The following is a 19,246-nucleotide window of genomic DNA, read 5'->3' on the forward strand; positions in this document are numbered from 1 at the left end:
TTCAGTAAGGATTTAGTTATGGCAGTCGGAGTCTTTGACCTGTTTTCGATCGGGATTGGGCCTTCGTCTTCGCATACTGTGGGGCCGATGCGGGCTGCTGCGGTGTTCGCTGAGGAGCTCAAGGGCCTGGGTGTCCTGGGTGATGTGGCGGGGTTGCGGGTTGATTTGTATGGGTCGTTGGCGGCGACGGGTCATGGGCATGGGACGATGACCGCCGTTTTGTTGGGGTTGGAGGGGTTCCATCCGGAGTTGATCCTGCCCGCCGAGGTGGAGGAGCGGCTGGCGTCGATCGCGGAGACCGGGGTCCTGAACCTGGCCGGTGCTGTGGCCTTGCCGTACGGGGTGAAGGACATGGTGCTGCGGCCGTTGACGGTGTTGCCGCGGCACACGAACGGGATGACGTTCACGGTCACTGATGCGGCCGGGGAGGTGCTGCATGCGGCGACGTTTTTCTCGGTGGGTGGCGGGTTCATCGTCCGGGAGGGCGAGGAGGACGCGGCGCAGCAGGAACTGGACGCGTCCAAACAGGAACTGCCGCTGCCGTTCCGGACCGCGGCGGAGCTGCTGGGGCACTGCGCGGTGACCGGGCTGGGCATCGCCGACGTGATGCTCGTGAACGAAAAAGTCTCCCGGGACGAGGAGCAGATCCGGGCGGGGCTGCTGCAGATCTGGTCGGTGATGGAGGGCTGCGTGGCCGCCTCGTTGAGGCGGGAAGGGGTGCTGCCGGGCGGGTTGAAGGTCCGCCGCCGCGCCCCTGACTGGTACGACCGGTTGAAGAAGGAATCCGCGGGCGCCCCGGTCGAGGAGACGGATGCGGCGTGGGACGCGGGCCCGTTCGATGCCAGGTATTGGCAGGAGTGGGTTAATTTGGTGGCGTTGGCGGTGAATGAGGAGAACGCCTCCGGCGGGCGGGTGGTCACCGCCCCGACGAACGGGGCGGCCGGGATCATCCCCGCGGTGCTGTTCTACGCCCTGCATTTCGCCCCGGGCATGGACAAGGCCACCCAGGAGGACCGGGACGCTGTGGTGGTGCGGTTCCTGCTGGCCGCGGGCGCGGTGGGGGTGCTGTACAAGGAACAGGCCTCGATCTCCGGGGCCGAAGTCGGCTGCCAGGGCGAGGTGGGGTCGGCGTCCTCGATGGCGGCCGCGGGCCTGGCCGAGGTCATGGGCGGGACCCCGGCGCAGGTGGAGAACGCCGCGGAAATCGCGATGGAACACAACCTGGGCCTGACCTGCGACCCGATCGGCGGGCTGGTCCAGGTCCCCTGCATCGAACGGAACGCGATCGCGGCCGCGAAAGCGATCAACGCCGCGAAAATGGCGCTCTGGGGCGACGGCACCCACCGCGTGTCCCTGGACGAAGTCATCATCACCATGCGCGAAACCGGCAAGGACATGTCCTCCAAATACAAAGAAACCGCCATGGGCGGCCTCGCCGTCAACGTCGTCGAATGCTGACCGGCAACAACCTGCCGCGAATCCCCAAGCAAGCAAAGGAAACAACCATGACATTGGCACCTGAAGGCCGGAAGATGCTGCGGATTGAGCAGCGCAACGCTGCGGTCCCGGTGGAACGCAAACCGGAGTGGATCAAGGCCAAGGTCCAGATGGGCCCGGAATTCGTCCAACTCAAGAACCTGGTGAAAAAGGAAGGCCTGCACACCGTCTGCGAAGAGGCCGGCTGCCCCAACATCTTCGAATGCTGGGAAGACAAGGAAGCCACCTTCCTGATCGGCGGCTCCGAATGCACCCGCCGCTGCGACTTCTGCCAGATCGACACCGGCAAACCCTCACCCCTGGACCGGTTCGAACCCACCAAGGTGGCCCGCTCCGTCCAATCCATGCAGCTGCGCTACGCCACCGTCACCGGCGTCGCCCGCGACGACCTGGAAGACGAAGGCGTCTGGCTCTACGCCGAAACCGTCCGCAAAATCCACGAACTGAACCCCGGCACCGGCGTGGAACTGCTCATCCCGGACTTCTCCGGCAAACCCGAGCACATCAAGGCCATCTGCGACTCCGCCCCCGAGGTCTTCGCGCACAACGTCGAAACCGTGCCCCGGATCTTCAAGCGGATCCGCCCCGCGTTCCGCTACGACCGCTCCCTGGACGTCATCACCCAAGGCCGGAACCTGGGCATGGTCACCAAGTCCAACCTCATCCTGGGCATGGGCGAAACCCGCGAAGAAATCAGCGAAGCACTCCGCGACCTCCACGCCGCCGGCTGCGACCTGATCACCATCACCCAGTACCTGCGCCCCAGCGAGCGGCACCTGCCCGTGGACCGCTGGGTCAAACCCCAGGAATTCGTGGACCTCCAGCACGAAGCCCAGGAAATCGGCTTCCTCGGCGTCATGTCCGGCCCCCTGGTCCGCTCCTCCTACCGCGCCGGCCGGCTCTGGGCCACCGCCATGCGCAAAAAAGGCCGCGACATCCCCGCCGAACTCGCCCACATCGCCGACGGCATCCAGGACTCCGGCACCACCCGCCAGGAAGCCGCCACCCTCCTGGCAGGCTAAGGAGCCCCTGCACGCACCCGTGAACCTAGCTTCTGCCGCGCACCACGGGAATGCTCGCCGTCGGTGGTCCGCTCGGGAAGACCGTGGGCTCCGGCTCCGGGATGCGCTCCAGGTGCACCTGCACGGGCTGGCCCGTGACCATCAACCGCTGGCCGCGGACGTCCACCTCCAGGGGTTCGCCCTCCTGGACCGTGAGCGTAATGGCGTCGGCAGAAAGCCGGACCAGCAGCAGGCGGCCGCGGATCTTCAGGTGGAAGGCAAGCCCTTCCCACTGTCCGGGCAGGCGCGGATCGAAAAACGGGACCGGGCCCTGGTCGCGCAGTCCGGCGAAACCGCACACCAGGGAACTCCATACGCCGCCTGTGGACGCGATATGCACGCCGTCGATGGTGTTGCCGTGGGTGTCGTCGAGGTCGATGAACACGGCGTTGGTGAAGTGGTCCAGGGCCTCCTTGAAGTAGCCCACCTCGGCGGCCATGATGCCCTGGACGCAGGCGGACAGGGTGGAGTCGCCCGTAGTGATGGGATCGTAGAAGTCGAAGGCGCGCTGCTTTTCCTCCGCCGTGAAATCCTGCCACTGCAGGAACATGGCAAGCACCGTGTCGGCCTGCTTGAGGACCTGGTGGCGGTAAATCACCAGCGGGTGGAAGTGCAGGAGCAGCGGATACTTGGACCGCGGCGTGGTCCAGTCCCAGGCCTCCAGGGTCATGAAGTCATTGTCCTGGGAGTGCACCTGCATCCGCTCGTCGAACGGAAGCTGCATCCGGCTGGCCGCGGCTTCCCACATCTGGCGCTCTTCGTTGGTGATTTCGGCATGCTCAAGCGCGGCGGCGGCACGCAGGTTGAAGCGGGCCATCACGTTTGTGTACAGGTTGTCGTTCACCACGGCCGTGTACTCATCAGGGCCGGTGACGCCGTGGATATGGAAGAGGCCGTCCTTGCCGAAGAAGCCCAGGGAGATCCACATCCGGGCGGTCTCGATCAGCAGCTCGGCACCCATTCCTTCCCGGAAGGCGGCGTCGCCGGTGGCCCAGAGGTACCTGTTGGTGGCAAAGGCGATGGCGGCCGCGATGTGGAACTGCGCGGTGCCGGCGGCGTAATAGGCGCTGGCCTCGAGCCCGTTGATAGTGCGCCACGGGAAGAGGGCGCCGTCAACGCTCAGCTCCTTGGCGCGGATCTTGGCTTCGGGCAGCATGCCGTGGCGGAACTCCAAAACCTGCCGGGCGCCGTCGGGATTGGTGTAGGTGAGGTACGGCAACAGGTACACTTCCTGGTCCCAGAAGTAGTGCCCCTCGTAACCCGAGCCCGTCACGCCCTTGGCAGGGATGCCGGCAACATCGGCGCGCGCGGTGGCCTGCGCCAGCTGGAACAGGTTCCACCGGATAGCCTGCTGCAGGCCGGGCCCGCCGCCCTCAACCACAATGTCCGATGTGGCCCAGTAGCCGCGGAAATGGGCTTCGCTCTCGGCAAAGATGTCATTCACCGGGCGCAGCGCCTCTTCGGCCACTGCAGCTGCGTCGACGTCAGGGTCCTGCACCGTGCGGCCGGCGGCGTAGCTGACGCTCTTTTCCAGCCGGAACGGCTCGGCGGCATCCACTGCCAGGACGTACCGGACGCTGCTGTCATCCTGGTCCACCAGAGTCTCGAACGGCTGGTGCCCGGGGGACGTCCAATGGTCAACCGCGATCCCCACGCGCTGCTTTGATTCGGAGGCCTCCCAGGACAGGCGCAGGGAGCCATCGCCGCCGTCGAGCCGCACGGGCAAAAGCACGCGCCCGGCGTGGCGGCCCGCGCGGCGCGGATCATGCACGGAGTGGTCTTCCACCGGCTGGTCCTGCCGGTTGATGACGGAGGAGGTGACGTCCAGGGAGACCTGGCGGTCCGTGGCAACGTCAAGCGAAATACCAAGGCTGCCGCGGGAGGCGAAGCCAACGGCCCGCCGTTCCGTGGTGGTCACCACGGCGCCGGACCGGCATTGCCAGGTGATGCGGCATTCGTAGATGCCGGTGCAGAAGTCGATGCTGCGCCGGTAGTCGACGACCTCGGATTCGGCCAGGCTCAGGCTTTCCCCGTCCACCACCACGGTGAAGTTGTTGGCGTCCGGGATGTAGAGGATGCGCTGCCCCGTCCGGGCGAACCCAAACGCATTCTCGGCGTGCTTGATGTCCCAGATTTCGTGCAGCCCGTTGATGAAGCTGCCCGGGAGTTCGGCGTCGGCCGCAGCCCAATGGGCACCCCGGATGCCCAGGTGCCCGTTGCCCAGGGCAAACAGGGTCTCAAGCGTTCCCGCGTTTTCGGATTCATGGCGCGTTTCAACGAGCTGCCAGGGGGTGTCGGGGAACCGTTCGCGGTCCGCAGTGATCAGTGCCATGGTCGGGGTCCTTTTGGCGATGCCGTGCGGGCGGGCGGGCCGGCACGGAGTATTCGGGGGAATGCGGTATTCGAATTGGTGCTGCCGGGGAAGCAGCAGGGGTTGCCCGGGGGAAGGCAACGGGGTTTCTGGCGGCGGGTTTAGGGAAGAAGTTCCTGGAGGTCGTTGACCACCAGGGTGGCTCCGGCATCGAGCAGCGTCTGCCGCCCTGCGCCCCGGTCCACGCCAATGACCGAGTGGAACGATCCCGCGTGTCCGGCCTGCACGCCGGACACGGCGTCTTCCACCACCACGCACCCGGAGCTGGCCAGGTCCAGCAGCTTGGCTGCGTATTCGTAGGTGGCCGGGCTTGGCTTTCCGGGGAGGCCACGCTCTGCGGCCACCACCCCGTCCACTACGACGGCGAAATGGTGGCTGAGTCCGGCGGCCTTCAGGACGGCGGGGGCATTGCGGGAGGAGGAGACGACGGCGACCTTGAGTCCGCGCTCAAGCGCAGCCTGGAGGAAGCGCACCGAGCCTTCGAACGGTTCGACGCCGGCGCTCACGATGTCGTTGAAGATCGCGTTCTTCCGGTTGCCCAGGCCCTGGACCGTGTCATTGGAAGGGTCGTCATCCAGCGGGCCTTCCGGCAGCGTGAGTCCCCGGGACGCCAGGAAGTCGCGCACTCCGTCAAAGCGGGGCTTGCCGTCGATATGGTCGAAGTAGTCGCTTTCGCTGTAACCGGAGACCCCCGGCTGCGAGGCCAGGTATCCGTCGAACAGTTCCTGCCAGGCACGCTCATGCACAGTGGCCGTGGGCGTCAGCACCCCGTCCAGGTCAAACAGGATTGCTGCCGCGCCGGTCCAGGCGGCGGTATCAGCTGCAGTTTGTTGTGTCATCAGCAGTGCGGTGTCCTCTCGGGTTGCGGACTACCGGCCCTGCCGGGACAGCCTGAAGGAAGGTGCTGCCGGCGCATTTGCGCACAGCATCGCTTCCTTGCCCGCCCACTGCAGGACCGATCATGGCCGTAGACGAGTGTAAGCGCTTGCAAATTTGACTTGCAAATGTTTTTTTAGCCGTTCACACAACTGCCCACGGCCATGCAGCAGCATAGGGGTCAGCGCAGCACGTAATGGCGCAGGAAGGCGCTGACGTCCACCATTTCCGCCTTGGACATGGCGTGCCCCATCCCCGGGTAGGTGCGGGCAGTCAACAGCGTGTTCTTTTCGAGCCATTCGGCGGTGTAGGCAACGGCGTCTTCGTTAATCACCAGGTCCGCCTTGTCCCGGCCCCAGAAGAACGGCGGCTTGGCCTCGAACGAATCCATCACGGAGAGGAGCTCGTTGTTGAGTACGAAGCCGGACAGCCCCACGACGGCCTTATAGTCTTCGGGATGCAGCCGCAGGAGGGTGCTGGCCATGGCCATGCCCTGGGAGTACCCCATGAGGCTGACGCTGCTGTGCCGGTCCTTGACGGAACTGATCCAGGCGTGCACCGCGTTGGCGGCCGAGATGACGTCCGCAAAGTCGTTGGCCAGGAAGTAGTCGAGCAGGAACCAGCCCCAGTGGTCGCCGATGGGCATGGGGGCCCGCAGTGCCGCGAAGGTGAACTCCTGCGGCAGGTACTCGAACAGGCGCACCATCCGCGACTCGTCCGTCCCGTATCCATGCATCATCACCAGTAAGGGAGTGCCGGCGCGTTGCCCTTCCGGCCTGGACCACACAACTGTTTCCACCGGACAAGCCTAGCCATGGAACCGCGCCGTCCCGGGCGGGTCGTTGAATCCGGAATCACAGGGAGGTAGCGTGACGCTTGACAGACAGCAGGCTTAGCTTTCGAAGTGTACGCACCACCTTTCCGTCAGGCCCTACCAGCGCCGCGCAGGACGCGGCCCTAAGGAGCAAGTCATGAGAATCGGCTCGTCAATCTTCCTCATCGCCCTCGGCGCCATCCTTGCCTGGGCCGTTGCTCCAGGACTGATTCCATTCGTGGACCAGCAGCTGGTGGGCTACATCCTGATGGCCGTGGGCGTGATCGGACTGATCGCTTCGCTCATCCTCGCTTCCCCCGGCCGCAGCCGCCGCGTGAGCGAGTCCCGCTCCGTCATTGACCCCAATACCGGCGAGCGCATCACCCGGCACGAAAGCCGCGACGGCGGCGTCTAAGCAAGGCGCAATTCGGGGCAGGTGCCCGGAGAGGCGGCGATGAAAACCCGGAAAGCCGGGCTGGACAGAACCTGTCCAGCCCGGCTTTCGCCATTCCCGGCACCTCCCCCCAAGAAACGCAAATATTGTTTCATGTTGGTTTCCATTGACAAACCAACAGAAGCAAAGATAAAGTCAAGTAACTCAACATCGATGTGATGCCAGTCACGTCGAAGTCGGGAACCCGCAAGGCAACAGATACAGCAGGACCTACGCAACGGAGGGTACGTGTTCGCCGAGGAGCGCCAGCAAAAGATTGCCGAGCTTGTCGCCGGCAGCGGCCGGGTCAGTGTGACCCTGCTGGCTGAGCGCTTCAGTATCACCACCGAAACAGTCCGCCGGGACCTTGCAGCCCTGGAAAATGCCGGCACTGTCCGCCGAGTCCACGGCGGCGCGGTAGCGGCAGACCGCTTCAGCACCACCGAGGAAAGCGTTACCGACCGGGCCATCCAGCGGCCGGACCAAAAAATCCGGATTGCCGAAGCCGCCCTGGCCCTGATCCCCCGGAACTCGTCCGCCAGCGTCCTCATGGACGGCGGCACCACCACCGAGGTGCTGGCAGACATGCTGGCGCGGCGCACCGCCGTCGAACCTTCCGACGGGAACGGACCCCACCACGAACTGGTGGTCATCACCCACGCCGTCCCCATCGCCAGCAAGCTCTCCAACGTCCCCGGCGTTGCCCTGCAAATCCTGGGCGGCCGGGTCCGCGGAATCACCCAGGTGGCCGTGGGACAGGCAACCGTGAACGCCGCCGCCCGCATCCGCCCCGACATAGCGTTCATCGGCACCAATGGCATCCACGCCACTTTTGGCGTCAGCACTCCCGATCCTGAAGAAGCAGCCGTCAAGGCAGCCTTCGTCCAGTCGGCACGCCGCATTGTGGTGCTGGCCGACTCCTCCAAGCTGGACACGGAAACCCTGGTCCAGTTCGCCTCCCTGAAAGATCTGGACACCTTGATCACAGACAGTGAACCCGGACCTGAGCTCGCAGCCGCCCTGGAAGATGCCGGCGTAGACGTGGTGGTCGCATGATCATCACCTTCACGGCCAACCCCAGCCTTGACCGGACCGTCGCCCTCCCGGGCCCGCTGGAAAGGGGTGAAGTGCAGCGCGCCGTCTCCGTCCGCCAGGAGTCCGGCGGCAAGGGCGTCAACGTCTCCCGTGCACTGGTGGCTTCCGGCCTGGAGTCGCTTGCCGTCCTCCCCGGGGCGGACAGCGATCCCGTCCTCGCCGGCCTGCGTGAAAGCGCAGTTCCCTTCGTCTCGCTCCCCATCGATGAGCCGCTGCGCACCAACGTGGCGCTCACCGAGCCCGGCGGCGTGACCACCAAGATCAACGAACCCGGCCCCGTCCTGGGCGCCGACCAGCAGGAAGCCCTCGTCAAGCTGCTGCTGGAAAGCTCCCGCGGTGCCAGCTGGGTGGTCCTGGCCGGCTCGCTGCCGCCTGGATTCCCGGACAACTTCTACGCCACGGTGGCCCGGCGGATCCGGGAGGCGGGCAACGGCACTGCGCCGCTGATCGCCGTCGACTCCTCCGGGGCGCCCCTGGCCGCCGCGTTGACTGGCAACGGCGCCTCTGACGCCGGAACCAGCGGCGGACCAGGCACCGGCGGCGGAACAACCACAGGTTCCGGGAAACCGGACCTCCTCAAGCCCAATGCCGAGGAACTGGCGGAGCTGGCCGCAGCCGCCGGCTTCGCCCCGGCCTCCGGTGACGAACTGGAAGCGGACCCGGCTGCTGCCGCGGCCGCCGCAGCCGCCGTCGTACGTTCCGGTGTGGGTGCTGTGCTGGCAACTCTCGGTTCCAAGGGAGCTGTCCTTGTTACGGCCGACGGCGCGTGGCTGGCCACGCACCCGCCGGTCGCCGCGGTCAGTACGGTAGGCGCGGGCGATTCCGCTCTTGCCGGCTACCTGCTTGCCCACGGCCGGGGCGCCGCCCCTGCCGACTGCCTTCGCCAGGCGGTGGCCCATGGTGCCGCCGCTGCCTCCCTGCCGGGTTCCACTGTTCCGGCAGTAAACCAAACCACCCCGGATGCCGTAACCATCACGGCCCTTCGAAAGGATTGACAGTGACCCAGCTCATCACCACGGAACTGGTCGAGCTCGACCAGAACCTGGGCAATGCCCCCGAAACGGTGATCCGGCATCTGGCAAGCAAGGTAGCTGCCGCCGGACGCGCCTCAGAAGTCGAAGGCCTGTTCGCAGACGCCTTCGCCCGCGAGCAGAAGACGGCCACCGGAATCCCCGGCGGCATCGCCATCCCGCACTGCCGCTCTGCAGCGGTCACCGTGCCCACCCTGGCCATGGCCCGGCTCAACCCGAAGGTGGACTTCGGCGCCAAGGACGGACCGGCAGACCTGGTGTTCTTCATTGCCGCTCCGGACGGCGCGGACCAGGAGCACCTGAAGCTGCTGTCCAAGCTGGCACGGTCCCTGATCAAGAAGGACTTCACCGCAGCCCTCCGCAACGCTTCATCGGAAACGGAGATTGTGGAACTGGTCGAAGGCGCACTGGCTGACAAGCCGGCCGCACACGCCGCACCCGCCCCCGCTGACGCAGTCCCGGTTGGCGCCGGCGTCGGTTCAACCGGTTCCCCGGCTGCTGCCGGTGCGCCCGCAGGGGCATCGGCAGGTTCCGCCGGCAAGGGCCCGAAGCGCCTCGTCGCCGTCACCGCATGCCCCACCGGCATCGCACACACCTACATGGCGGCCGATTCCCTCGTGGCAGCCGCCAGGGAAGCAGGCGTGGACCTGCAGGTGGAAACCCAGGGTTCCTCCGGCGCCAAGGCGCTGGACCCCGCCGTCATCGCCGCGGCGGACGCCGTGATCTTCGCCGTGGACGTTGACGTGCGCGGCAAGGAGCGCTTCGCCGGCAAGCCCGTCATCAACGCCCCCGTGAAGCGCGGCATCGACGAGCCGGACAAGATGGTCCAGGAAGCGCTCGCCGCAGCCGACAACCCCAATGCCCGGCGCGTCCCGCACTTCGGGGCTGAGGAGCAGGCCGAGCACGAGGCTGAGGAAAAGGGCGAGCACATCGGGCAGAAGCTCAAGAAGGCCCTGCTCACCGGTGTCAGCTACATGATTCCGTTCGTGGCAGGTGGTGGCCTCCTGATCGCCCTCGGCTTCCTCATGGGCGGCTACCTGATCACCAAGTACGCAGACAACATCGTGGTCCAGAACAGCCTCTTCAACCTGCCCACCGAGTTCCCTGACAACGCCTGGGGCCCGCTGGGCGCCTACCTGGGCGCGGTGCTGTTCAAGATCGGTGCGCTTTCACTGGGCTTCCTGGTCCCGGCGCTGGCCGGCTACATCGCCTACGCGATCGCTGACCGTCCGGGTATCGCCCCCGGCTTCGTTGCCGGTGCAGTGGCCGGATTCATGGGAGCCGGCTTCCTCGGCGGTATCGTCGGCGGCCTGCTCGCCGGTTACATCGCCCACGTGGTGGGCCGCCTGCAGGTGGCCCGGTGGCTGCGCGGCCTGATGCCGGTGGTCATCATCCCGCTGCTGGCATCCCTGGTGGCTTCCGGCCTGATGTTCGTCATCCTTGGCGGACCGATCGTGGCCATCACCAAGGGCCTGAACGCGTGGCTGTCGGGCCTGACCGGCGCCGGCGCCATCGCCCTGGGCGTAATCCTGGGCCTGATGATGTGCTTCGACCTCGGCGGACCGGTCAACAAGGTTGCCTACTCCTTCGCCGTCGCCGGCCTGGGTGCAGCAACCATGGACAACCAGGCACCGTGGCAGATCATGGCAGCCGTCATGGCGTCCGGCATGGTTCCCCCGCTGGCCATGGCACTGGCCTCCACCGTCCTGAACAAGAAGCTCTTCAGCCTGGCTGAGCAGGAAAACGGCAAGGCCGCCTGGCTGCTGGGGGCCTCCTTCATCTCCGAAGGTGCAATCCCCTTCGCCGCAGCCGACCCGCTGCGCGTCATCCCCGCCAGCATGCTGGGCGGGGCCGTGACCGGAGCCATCTCGATGGCGGCGGGCGTCGGGTCCAAGGCGCCCCACGGCGGACTCTTCGTGTTCTTCGCCATCGACAACTTCCTGATGTTCGTCGTCTCAATCGCCGTCGGTACGGTAATCACCGCGCTGTCGGTCATCGCCCTGAAGCGCTGGGCAGTCAAGAAGACCGTTGATACGGTTGAACCGGTTCCCGTAACCGTCTGAACCGGCTTAGCCGCATACCCCACCGGCCGCTGAACCCTCAGCACGCCGAAAGACTAAGGAGCAACAATGCCAGAACGCACCGCAACCGTCGCCAGCCGCGTGGGCCTGCACGCCCGCCCCGCCGCCATCTTTGCAGAGGCAGCCGGCGAGTACGACCTGGACATCACCATCGCCCGTGAAGGCGAGCCGGTCGACGAGGCGATGGACGCCGCCAGCATCCTGTCCCTTATGAGCCTGGGCGCGTCGCACGGCGACGTGGTGGTGCTCCGCGCCGAAGGTGCCGGTGCGGACGATGCGCTGGACCACCTGGTGCAGATCCTGGAAACGGACCACGACGCCTAGCAGCAGCCACGCTGCCTGAGGGCAGCACACAAGCCGGCGGCCGCCGTCGGATGTTCCCCCATTGGAAGAACATCCGACGGCGGCCGCTTGGCTTTTAAGCGTTGGGCACCCCGGTTAAGCGTTGGTTCCAAGGGAGGGCGGGTCAGCGGCGTTCAGCGAGCGCCTTGACGTCGGCCAGGAGCTTGTCCCACATGGCTTTCGAGTGCGCGGCGGCTTCCTCGGTGGGGTTCCTGTCCTGGGCCAGTGTCAGCCGGGTGGCGCCGCCCTGGTCCTCGAGCGTCCATTCGAGTGTGTGGTAGTTGTCCGGCTCGTCCTCCTGGCCGGACAACGGGCTGAAATGGGTGTGGACCAGTTTCCGTCCCGGTTCAACCGCCAGGATTTCGCCTTTGTCCTGGTACGCCTTTCCTTCCCACTCGCCCTGCCAGGTGATGGGGCTTCCAACGTTCCAGTCGGTCTCCAGCGTGGTCCCGAACATGAACTCCTTTACGGCAGCCGGGTCCGTGATCACCTCCCACACCCGCCCAGGACTTGCGTTGATGGTGCTGGCGGACGTTGCCACATGGTTCTCCGCCATGGCTCAGGCTTTCCTGGCCGTGAAGAGCAGGTACTCCCATTCCATCTGGAAAGGCACGTCGCCGTGGGCGTCGCCGAACGAGTCCGCCAGTTCCGTGAGGGCCTGGTCCAGTGCCTTGACCTTGTCCTGGTCCTCGCCCAGTGATTTGTACACGGAGATCATGGGGCCGTAATGGGACTTGAAGTACCTGACGAAGTCCGCGGGCTGGTGGAAGCTCTTGACCGCCAGGTTCTGCTTGCGGGTATGGATTTCGGTAACCCTGTCGCCCAACAGTTCGCGGACATGCTCCTCGCTCCCCCACAGCGGCGCCGGCTGCGCACCCGGCGGGGGCGGTGGAGCGAACGGCTTCATCGCGGTAAACATCTGCCCGATGAACCCTTCCGGCGTCCAGCACAGCAGCCCTATGGACCCTCCCGGCTTGCACACCCGGAGCAACTCGTCGGCCGCCGCCTGGTGGTGCGGCGCGAACATGACGCCGATGCAGGACATCACAGCGTCGAACTCGGCATCGCCGAAGGGCAGGGCTTCGGCGTCCCCTTCCTGCCACTCCAGGCTGACGCCGCGGTTCGCGGCTTCCCGGCGCCCCGCCTCGAAAAGCTCGGGGGTGAGGTCGCTGGCCACCACTTTGGCACCCATCATGGCTGCGGGAATGGCTGCATTGCCGGTTCCTGCCGCCACGTCGAGGACCCGCTGGCGCGGCCTGATACCGGAGGCTTCGACGAGGACGGCGCCCAGTTCCAGGAGCATCTCATCGGCGAGGGCCGGGTAGTCACCTGACGCCCACATGGCCCGGTGCTTCTTCTTCAGCTCCCGGTCAGCGTCCATCACGTCGGTCTGGTTGTCCATGTCCGTGCCCCTCTACGTGTCCGTTCAAAATGGGCGACAGCACACTGTTGGCACAGCGGAGGCTGCGATGCGACTCATTGTGGACGCGATACAGGCCGCTGTAAAGGCAGGATTGCGGCTGGGCGCCCGGGTCAGGCAGGCTTGCGCGCCCTGGTGGCCTTGGCCGCAGGCTTTTCTGCGGTCTTGGTTCCAGTGGACTTGGTGTCCGTGGACTTGGCCGCTGATTTAGACGCTGTTGATTTGGAGGCGGTTGATTTGGCTGCACCCGATTTGGCGGCCGTTGACTTGGAAGCCGTCGATTTGGCTGCGCTCGACTTGGCGGCAGCGGTTTTCGGAGCCGGGGACTTCGCGGACGCTTTCCGCGCCGGTTTGGCGGGCTCGGCCTCCTCCTCCCCGGTATCTGCTTCGTCGTCGGAAGTCCCCGTGGCAGCGGCCTCGCCGCCGCCACGCTTCCTGTCCAGGCTCCGCTTGAGGGCCTCCATCAGGTCGATGACCTCGCCCTTGCCGCCCTCACCGGCTTCGACGCCGAAGGTCTCCTCCGTGTCCAGCGATTCACCCTGTTCGAGCTTGGCCTCGATGAGCTGGCGGAGCTGCACCTGGTACTCGTCGGTGAAGGACGTGGGGTCGAAATCGGCAGCCATCGACTCCACCAGCGCCGCGGACATGTCCCGTTCCTGGGCGGAGATCCTGATGTCGGCGTCCAGGGCGGGAAAGTTCGCCTCCCGTACCTCGTCGGGCCAGAGAAGGGACTGCAGCACCAGCACGTCGTCCTTGATCCGCAGGGCCCCCAGCCGGGTTTTCTCCCGCAGCGCGAACTGGACGATGGCCACCCGGTCCGTGTCCTCCAGGGCCCGGCGGAGCAGCACGTAGGCCTTGGGCGACTTGGAGTCCGGCTCCAGGTAATAGCTCTTCTCGAACATCATGGGTTCGAGCTGCTCAGACGGGACGAACTGCACCACCTCGATCTCGTGGCTGTTCTCCGCGGGAATGGACTTGAGTTCATCCTTGGACAGGACCACCGTGCGGCCGTCCTCCTCGAACGCCTTCTCGATGTCCGAGTAGTCCACCACCTCGCCGCACACTTCGCACCGGCGCTGGTAACGGATCCTGCCGCCGTCGGCATTGTGAACCTGGTGCAGACTGATGTCATGATCCTCAGTGGCGCTGTAGACCTTGACGGGCACGTTGACCAGCCCGAACGCGATGGCACCTTTCCAGATGGCTCTCATTCATACAGTCAACATCAGAGCGGGCCGGAGGTGAAGCCCCGTGGCCGGGAGTAGGGAACGTGTCCGGGTAGCGGGGCGCGAACTGACGCTGACCAACCTGGACAAAATCATCTATCCGGAGACCGGCACCACCAAGGCGGACGTGCTGGCCTACTACGCCGCGGTGGCCCACGTCCTGATCCCGGCGGCGGCCAACCGTCCCGCCACGCGCAAGCGGTGGGTCAACGGCGTGGGCACCGCGGACAAGCCGGGTGAGGTGTTTTTCCAGAAGGACCTGGAGGATTCAGCGCCGGGCTGGCTGCCACGGGCGGCGATCACCCACAAGGACCGGACCATCTACTACCCGTTGGTCAACGACGCCGCCACCCTGACCTGGTTCGGCCAGATCAACTCGATCGAAATCCACGTACCGCAGTGGCGGGTGGATTCGCATGGCAACCAACTCAACCCGGACCGGCTGGTGCTCGACCTGGACCCGGGCGAGGGGGCCGGGCTGCCCGAATGCCGCGAGGTGGCCCTCCTGGCGCGGTCCATCCTGCAGGATGTGGGCCTGGACCCGGTGCCGGTCACCAGCGGCAGCAAGGGCATCCACCTCTACGCGGCGCTGGACGGGACGCAGACCTCTGAGCAGATCTCCGCTTTCGCCCGGGAACTGGCCCGGGCCCTTGAAGCGGACCACCCGGACCTCGCCGTCAGCGACATGAAGAAGTCGCTCCGTGCGGGAAAGGTACTGGTGGACTGGAGCCAGAACAACGCCGCGAAGACCACCGTGGTCCCCTACTCACTGCGGGGCCGGCCCACGCCCCTGGTGGCCGCACCACGGACCTGGCGGGAAATCGCATCCCAGGGGCTCAAGCACCTGGACTACCAGGAGGTCCTGCGCCGGGTGCGCGACGGCAAGGACCCTTTCGCCGCCGTCGTCAATGCCGGGGCCCGTGCCGCAGCCGGCGCTGCGGAAGGCGCTGACGGCACTCCCGACGGCGGCCCCGGCCAGGGGGAGGCATCCCACGACGGCGATCCCCGCCTGGGCAGGTACCGTTCCATGCGCGATCCCAAGGCAACGCCTGAACCCTTCGCGGGCATCCCCGCCGGTGGCAACAGTTTTGTGATCCAGGAGCACCACGCCAGCCGGCTGCACTACGACCTCCGGCTGGAACACGAGGGTGTCCTGGTGTCGTGGGCCCTGCCCAAGGGCATTCCGGAGTCCGGGGCCAAGAACAACCTGGCAGTGCAGACCGAGGACCATCCCATGGACTACCTCACCTTCCACGGCACAATCCCCAAGGGACAGTACGGGGCGGGCGTCATGACCATTTGGGACACCGGCACGTACGAACTGCACAAGTGGATCAACGGAAAGGAAGTCATCGTCACCCTGACCGGGTCGGAGGGCGGCGGCCTCGGCGGGACCAGGAAGATCGCGCTTATCCATACGGGCCGCGGACAGGGCAAGGACGCCGAAAGCCAATGGCTGGTCCACCTGATGGACCAGGAGCATCAAGGCGGACGACGGCGGCACGCGGCCCCGGCAGCGACGGAGCCGTCGCAGGAAGCAGGCGCAGTGGACCCTGCACCGGCCGCCGCGCCTGCTGAAACTGTGGACCCTGCCAACGGCGCTCCCGCAGACCCACTGGAATACCAACCCATGATGGCCACCTCCGGGAACACCAGTGACCTGCAGGGCAGCGCATGGCAGTACGAGCTCAAATGGGACGGCGTCCGGGCCATCCTGGTGGCAGACCGGGAGAGGGTCCGGATCTTCTCCCGCAACGGCAACGACGTCAGCCGCACCTATCCCGAGTTCACGGACCGGGCCTGCTGGCCGGAGCACCCTTTCGTGGCGGACGGTGAGATCATCGCCGTCGGGCCCGGGGGGAAACCCGACTTCGGCCTGCTGCAGGGACGGATGAAGCTGACCCGGGCCGCCGACGTCGCCAAAGCCCGCACCACCATCCCGGTCCAGCTGATGCTGTTCGACCTGCTCTTCGACAACGGAGAAGACCTCCGGCGCAAGCCGCTCAGCACCCGGCGGCGCCGGCTGGAGGAATTCTTCCGCCCGTCCGGCTGCCCCGTGGAACTCTCCATGGTGCTGGACGAACCTGTGGACCTCCTCATGGAAAGCGCGCAGGAGCTTGGGTTGGAAGGAATCATGGCCAAGCGGACGGACAGCCGCTACGTGAGCGGCCAGCGGACCCGGACGTGGATCAAGCTCAAGACAGAACAGACCCAGGAAGTGGTGGTGGGCGGCTGGCGGCCGGGAAAGGGCGGACGCCAGGACACGGTGGGGTCGCTGCTGGTGGGAATTCCCGACGGCGACAAGCTGCAATACGTCGGCAGGGTGGGCAGCGGTTTCAGCATGCGCGAACTCACGGAACTGCGGCAGACGGTGGAGCGGCTTGGCCGGAAGACGTCGCCGTTCCATGACGTCCCCCGCCCCGACGCCGCCGACGCCCGCTGGGTCTCGCCGGAACTCGTGGGCGAGGTGACCTACGGCGAATGGACCGGGCAGGGCAGGCTGCGGCATCCCCGGTGGCGCGGCTGGCGCGTGGACAAGGACCCGGCCGAAGTGGTTCGGGAAGCCTGACCCGGGTTTTCGACGCGCCAACCACCCCACGACGCGCAAATTACCTGACGCCCGCCAGATTTCGGGGGCGCCAGGTAATTTGCGGGTCGACGGCGGTTTTAGGTGCCGGTTACTTTAGGTGCCGGTTACGAGGAGTGCGGCATCTGCGGCCGGCCGGTGCGGTGGACGGCGGTCACGGCCGCCTCATGTCCCATCCGGCCATGGCCGGCAGCCCGGTCCTTGGGATGCCGGCGCTTCCCGTAGCCGTCCGGCCATCCACTTTGCTGCTCCATCGGGCCGGTGCCCATGACCGCAGGGCCCGGGGCCACCGGCGCATCCATGGCCGCCGCAAGGTGGTCCGCCACCTCGGGGTTGATATGGAACTGGTTGGACTGTTCACCCATTGTGGTTCTTCCCTTCTTTCCTTCGTTCTTCCTTGAAACGAAACGCCAACGAAAAGCGTCCGGGCGCGCGCGGACTGTTACCCGGAAAGAGGTGTGTTCATCGCTCTACCATAGGCATGCCACGGGGTCCTGTGAACCCCCTCCAAAGGCCGTGGCCCCGGTCACTTTCGCGGCCGCCATCACCCAAAAATGGGACCTGAAACGGTTCCGGACGGAAAATTTTTGGTAACACCGCCGTTGATCAGCGTGCTTCCCAGTAATGGCGCGGGAAAACGCGGCACAAAAAATTGCGGAATCCACCCCTGGAGTGGCCCAAAAGGGCGGACTCTACGCCATTGAACTGCCGGCGCGCTACAGAAATCCCGTAAAATTGAAGGCCTGCCCAGAGCGGGGCAGCTACAAGTCGCAAGCAAATGACCTCCATAGGAGTTGCCCAAATGCCCACAGACCGAAGCAGGACCGACTCTCCAGCAGGCGCCAGGAACGCCAGCGGAACAGACCCGGCAGCCCCCGTGGCTGCCAAGAAGCCCAGGCTGCTGCCGCGCCGCCGGCTCAAGGAATCAGATGTCAACGTGGTGGACCAGCCCATGCTCAAAAAGGCACTCGGCGGAACCATTGTTGGCAACACCATGGAATGGTACGACGTAGGCGTCTTCGGCTACCTCATCACCACCATGGGGCCGGTATTCCTTCCCGAGTCCGACCCCACCACCCAGACGCTGTTCCTGCTGGGAACCTTCGCCGCCACCTTCATCGCCCGCCCCCTGGGCGGCGTCATCTTCGGCTGGCTGGGCGACAAGGTGGGCCGCCAAAAGATCCTGGCCACCACGCTGATGATCATGGCGGCAAGCACCTTCGCCGTCGGCCTCCTGCCCGGGTACGCACAGATCGGACTGTGGGCCGCCGCGCTGCTGGTGCTCCTTAAGGTCGTCCAGGGCTTTTCCACCGGCGGCGAGTATGCCGGTGCCACCACGTTCGTGAGCGAATACGCGGCCGACAAGCGCCGCGGCTTCTTCGCCAGCTTCCTGGACCTGGGCAGCTACCTCGGCTTCGCCATTGGCGCCGCCCTGGTTTCCGTCCTGCAGCTTACGCTTGGCCAGGACACCATGGAGGAGTGGGGATGGCGCATCCCGTTCCTGGTGGCAGGTCCGCTGGGCCTGATCGCCGTCTATTTCCGGAGCAAGATCGAGGAATCGCCGCAGTTCCAGGCAACCCTTGATGCCCAGGAAGAAAACGCCAAGAATGCATCCGCCGGAGACACCGCAACGGCCAAGGGACCTGTGGGCATCGTCAAGGCCTACTGGCGCCCCATCATCGTTGCCATGGTGGTGGTGGCCGCTGCCAACACCGCCGGTTACGCCCTCACCTCCTACATGCCCACCTACCTGACGGAGTCCAAGGGCTACGACGAAGTCCACGGCACGCTGCTCACCATTCCGGTGCTGGTGGTCATGAGCCTGTGCATCCCGCTGACCGGCAAGCTGTCCGACCGGATCGGCCGCCGTCCGGTGCTCTGGATCGGCGCCGTGAGCACCATCGTCCTGGCTGTTCCGGCATTCATGCTGATCGGCATTGGGCAGATCTGGTCCACCCTTGCAGGGCTTTCGCTGATTGCCTTCCCGGTGACCTTCTACGTGGCCAACCTGGCCTCGGCCCTGCCGGCACAGTTCCCCACGTCCAGCCGCTACGGAGCCATGGGCATTGCCTACAACTTCGCCGTGGCCATCTTCGGCGGGACCACGCCGTTCATCGTGGCAGCCCTGATCAGCGCCACGGGCAACGACATGATGCCTGCCTACTACCTCATGGCAACCTCCCTGGTGGGCGCCATCGCCATCTACTTCCTGAAGGAATCCGCCAACCGTCCCCTGCCGGGCTCCATGCCCAGCGTGGACACCCAGGCGGAGGCGAAGGAACTGGTGGCCACCCAGGATGAGAACCCGCTGATCGACCTGGATGAACTGCCGTTTGAAACCCAGGACGGCATCGACGCCCAGGCTGGCCGGAAGGTTCCGGCGGGAGCATAATCCCGCCGGCCGCCCGGGCA

The 19,246-nt window shown here is 66.0% G+C and carries 16 protein-coding genes; 9 read left to right on the forward strand and 7 right to left on the reverse strand.

Annotated features, from left to right (window positions below):
- Positions 1 to 18 precede the first annotated feature (18 nt).
- Both AC6JAM_RS06590 and lipA read left to right on the forward strand, forming a co-directional pair.
- Complete coding sequence (locus AC6JAM_RS06590; RefSeq protein ID WP_497934312.1) at positions 19 to 1,458, forward strand: L-serine ammonia-lyase; 1,440 nt, start codon at positions 19 to 21, stop codon at positions 1,456 to 1,458.
- Between the two features lie 47 nt (positions 1,459 to 1,505).
- The gene (lipA, locus tag AC6JAM_RS06595; RefSeq protein ID WP_144601432.1) at positions 1,506 to 2,519 is read left to right on the forward strand and encodes a lipoyl synthase; all 1,014 of its coding nucleotides are present in this window, start codon (positions 1,506 to 1,508) and stop codon (positions 2,517 to 2,519) included.
- 25 nt (positions 2,520 to 2,544) lie between these two features.
- Here the strand turns inward: lipA and AC6JAM_RS06600 are convergent, their stop codons facing one another.
- From AC6JAM_RS06600 to AC6JAM_RS06610, 3 genes are all read right to left on the reverse strand, one after another.
- Positions 2,545 to 4,890: a glycoside hydrolase family 65 protein gene (locus AC6JAM_RS06600; protein WP_018769663.1), complete on the reverse strand. Its 2,346-nt coding sequence runs from the start codon at positions 4,888 to 4,890 to the stop codon at positions 2,545 to 2,547.
- A 140-nt stretch (positions 4,891 to 5,030) separates the two neighbouring features.
- Entirely contained in the window at positions 5,031 to 5,768 is a 738-nt protein-coding gene (locus AC6JAM_RS06605) for an HAD family hydrolase (RefSeq protein ID WP_497934314.1), read from the reverse strand.
- A 218-nt stretch (positions 5,769 to 5,986) separates the two neighbouring features.
- On the reverse strand, positions 5,987 to 6,604 hold the full coding sequence (locus AC6JAM_RS06610) for an alpha/beta hydrolase (RefSeq protein WP_056391027.1): 618 nt from the start codon (positions 6,602 to 6,604) through the stop codon (positions 5,987 to 5,989).
- A 172-nt stretch (positions 6,605 to 6,776) separates the two neighbouring features.
- On the opposite strand from AC6JAM_RS06610, the gene AC6JAM_RS06615 reads away from it, so the two are divergent.
- The 5 genes from AC6JAM_RS06615 to AC6JAM_RS06635 all read left to right on the forward strand — a co-directional run bounded on the left by AC6JAM_RS06615 (position 6,777) and on the right by AC6JAM_RS06635 (position 11,583).
- Positions 6,777 to 7,034, forward strand: coding sequence for a DUF6458 family protein (locus AC6JAM_RS06615; protein WP_018769660.1), 258 nt, complete (start codon positions 6,777 to 6,779; stop codon positions 7,032 to 7,034).
- A 267-nt stretch (positions 7,035 to 7,301) separates the two neighbouring features.
- Complete coding sequence (locus tag AC6JAM_RS06620) at positions 7,302 to 8,108, forward strand: DeoR/GlpR family DNA-binding transcription regulator (RefSeq protein ID WP_056391029.1); 807 nt, start codon at positions 7,302 to 7,304, stop codon at positions 8,106 to 8,108.
- Positions 8,105 to 9,142 (forward strand): 1-phosphofructokinase family hexose kinase, encoded by a 1,038-nt coding sequence (locus tag AC6JAM_RS06625; protein ID WP_018769658.1) that lies wholly within the window; start codon positions 8,105 to 8,107, stop codon positions 9,140 to 9,142. The genes AC6JAM_RS06620 and AC6JAM_RS06625 overlap by 4 nt, the downstream gene beginning before the upstream one ends.
- Positions 9,143 to 9,144: 2 nt before the next feature.
- Positions 9,145 to 11,241 carry a PTS fructose transporter subunit IIABC gene (locus AC6JAM_RS06630; RefSeq protein ID WP_056391033.1) on the forward strand — a complete coding sequence of 699 codons (2,097 nt, stop codon included), beginning with the start codon at positions 9,145 to 9,147 and terminating at the stop codon, positions 11,239 to 11,241.
- Between the two features lie 66 nt (positions 11,242 to 11,307).
- Positions 11,308 to 11,583 (forward strand): HPr family phosphocarrier protein, encoded by a 276-nt coding sequence (locus AC6JAM_RS06635; RefSeq protein WP_018769656.1) that lies wholly within the window; start codon positions 11,308 to 11,310, stop codon positions 11,581 to 11,583.
- 142 nt (positions 11,584 to 11,725) lie between these two features.
- On the opposite strand, the gene AC6JAM_RS06640 is transcribed toward AC6JAM_RS06635, so the two are convergent.
- From AC6JAM_RS06640 to ku, 3 genes are all read right to left on the reverse strand, one after another.
- On the reverse strand, positions 11,726 to 12,157 hold the full coding sequence (locus AC6JAM_RS06640) for an SRPBCC domain-containing protein (protein ID WP_497934315.1): 432 nt from the start codon (positions 12,155 to 12,157) through the stop codon (positions 11,726 to 11,728).
- Between the two features lie 3 nt (positions 12,158 to 12,160).
- Positions 12,161 to 13,003 carry a class I SAM-dependent methyltransferase gene (locus AC6JAM_RS06645; protein WP_018769654.1) on the reverse strand — a complete coding sequence of 281 codons (843 nt, stop codon included), beginning with the start codon at positions 13,001 to 13,003 and terminating at the stop codon, positions 12,161 to 12,163.
- Between the two features lie 131 nt (positions 13,004 to 13,134).
- Complete coding sequence (ku, locus tag AC6JAM_RS06650) at positions 13,135 to 14,232, reverse strand: non-homologous end joining protein Ku (RefSeq protein ID WP_056391040.1); 1,098 nt, start codon at positions 14,230 to 14,232, stop codon at positions 13,135 to 13,137.
- Positions 14,233 to 14,272: 40 nt separating this feature from the next.
- Here ku and AC6JAM_RS06655 point away from each other — a divergent pair, with 40 nt between their 5' ends.
- Positions 14,273 to 16,816 carry an ATP-dependent DNA ligase gene (locus tag AC6JAM_RS06655; RefSeq protein ID WP_497934316.1) on the forward strand — a complete coding sequence of 848 codons (2,544 nt, stop codon included), beginning with the start codon at positions 14,273 to 14,275 and terminating at the stop codon, positions 16,814 to 16,816.
- 125 nt (positions 16,817 to 16,941) lie between these two features.
- On the opposite strand, the gene AC6JAM_RS06660 is transcribed toward AC6JAM_RS06655, so the two are convergent.
- Positions 16,942 to 17,199: a hypothetical protein gene (locus tag AC6JAM_RS06660; protein ID WP_018769651.1), complete on the reverse strand. Its 258-nt coding sequence runs from the start codon at positions 17,197 to 17,199 to the stop codon at positions 16,942 to 16,944.
- 437 nt (positions 17,200 to 17,636) lie between these two features.
- Between AC6JAM_RS06660 and AC6JAM_RS06665 the strand changes: the two genes are divergently transcribed.
- Positions 17,637 to 19,226 (forward strand): MFS transporter, encoded by a 1,590-nt coding sequence (locus AC6JAM_RS06665; protein ID WP_497934317.1) that lies wholly within the window; start codon positions 17,637 to 17,639, stop codon positions 19,224 to 19,226.
- Positions 19,227 to 19,246 lie beyond the last annotated feature (20 nt).

Source organism: Arthrobacter sp. GmRoot5-12, from assembly GCF_059739365.1.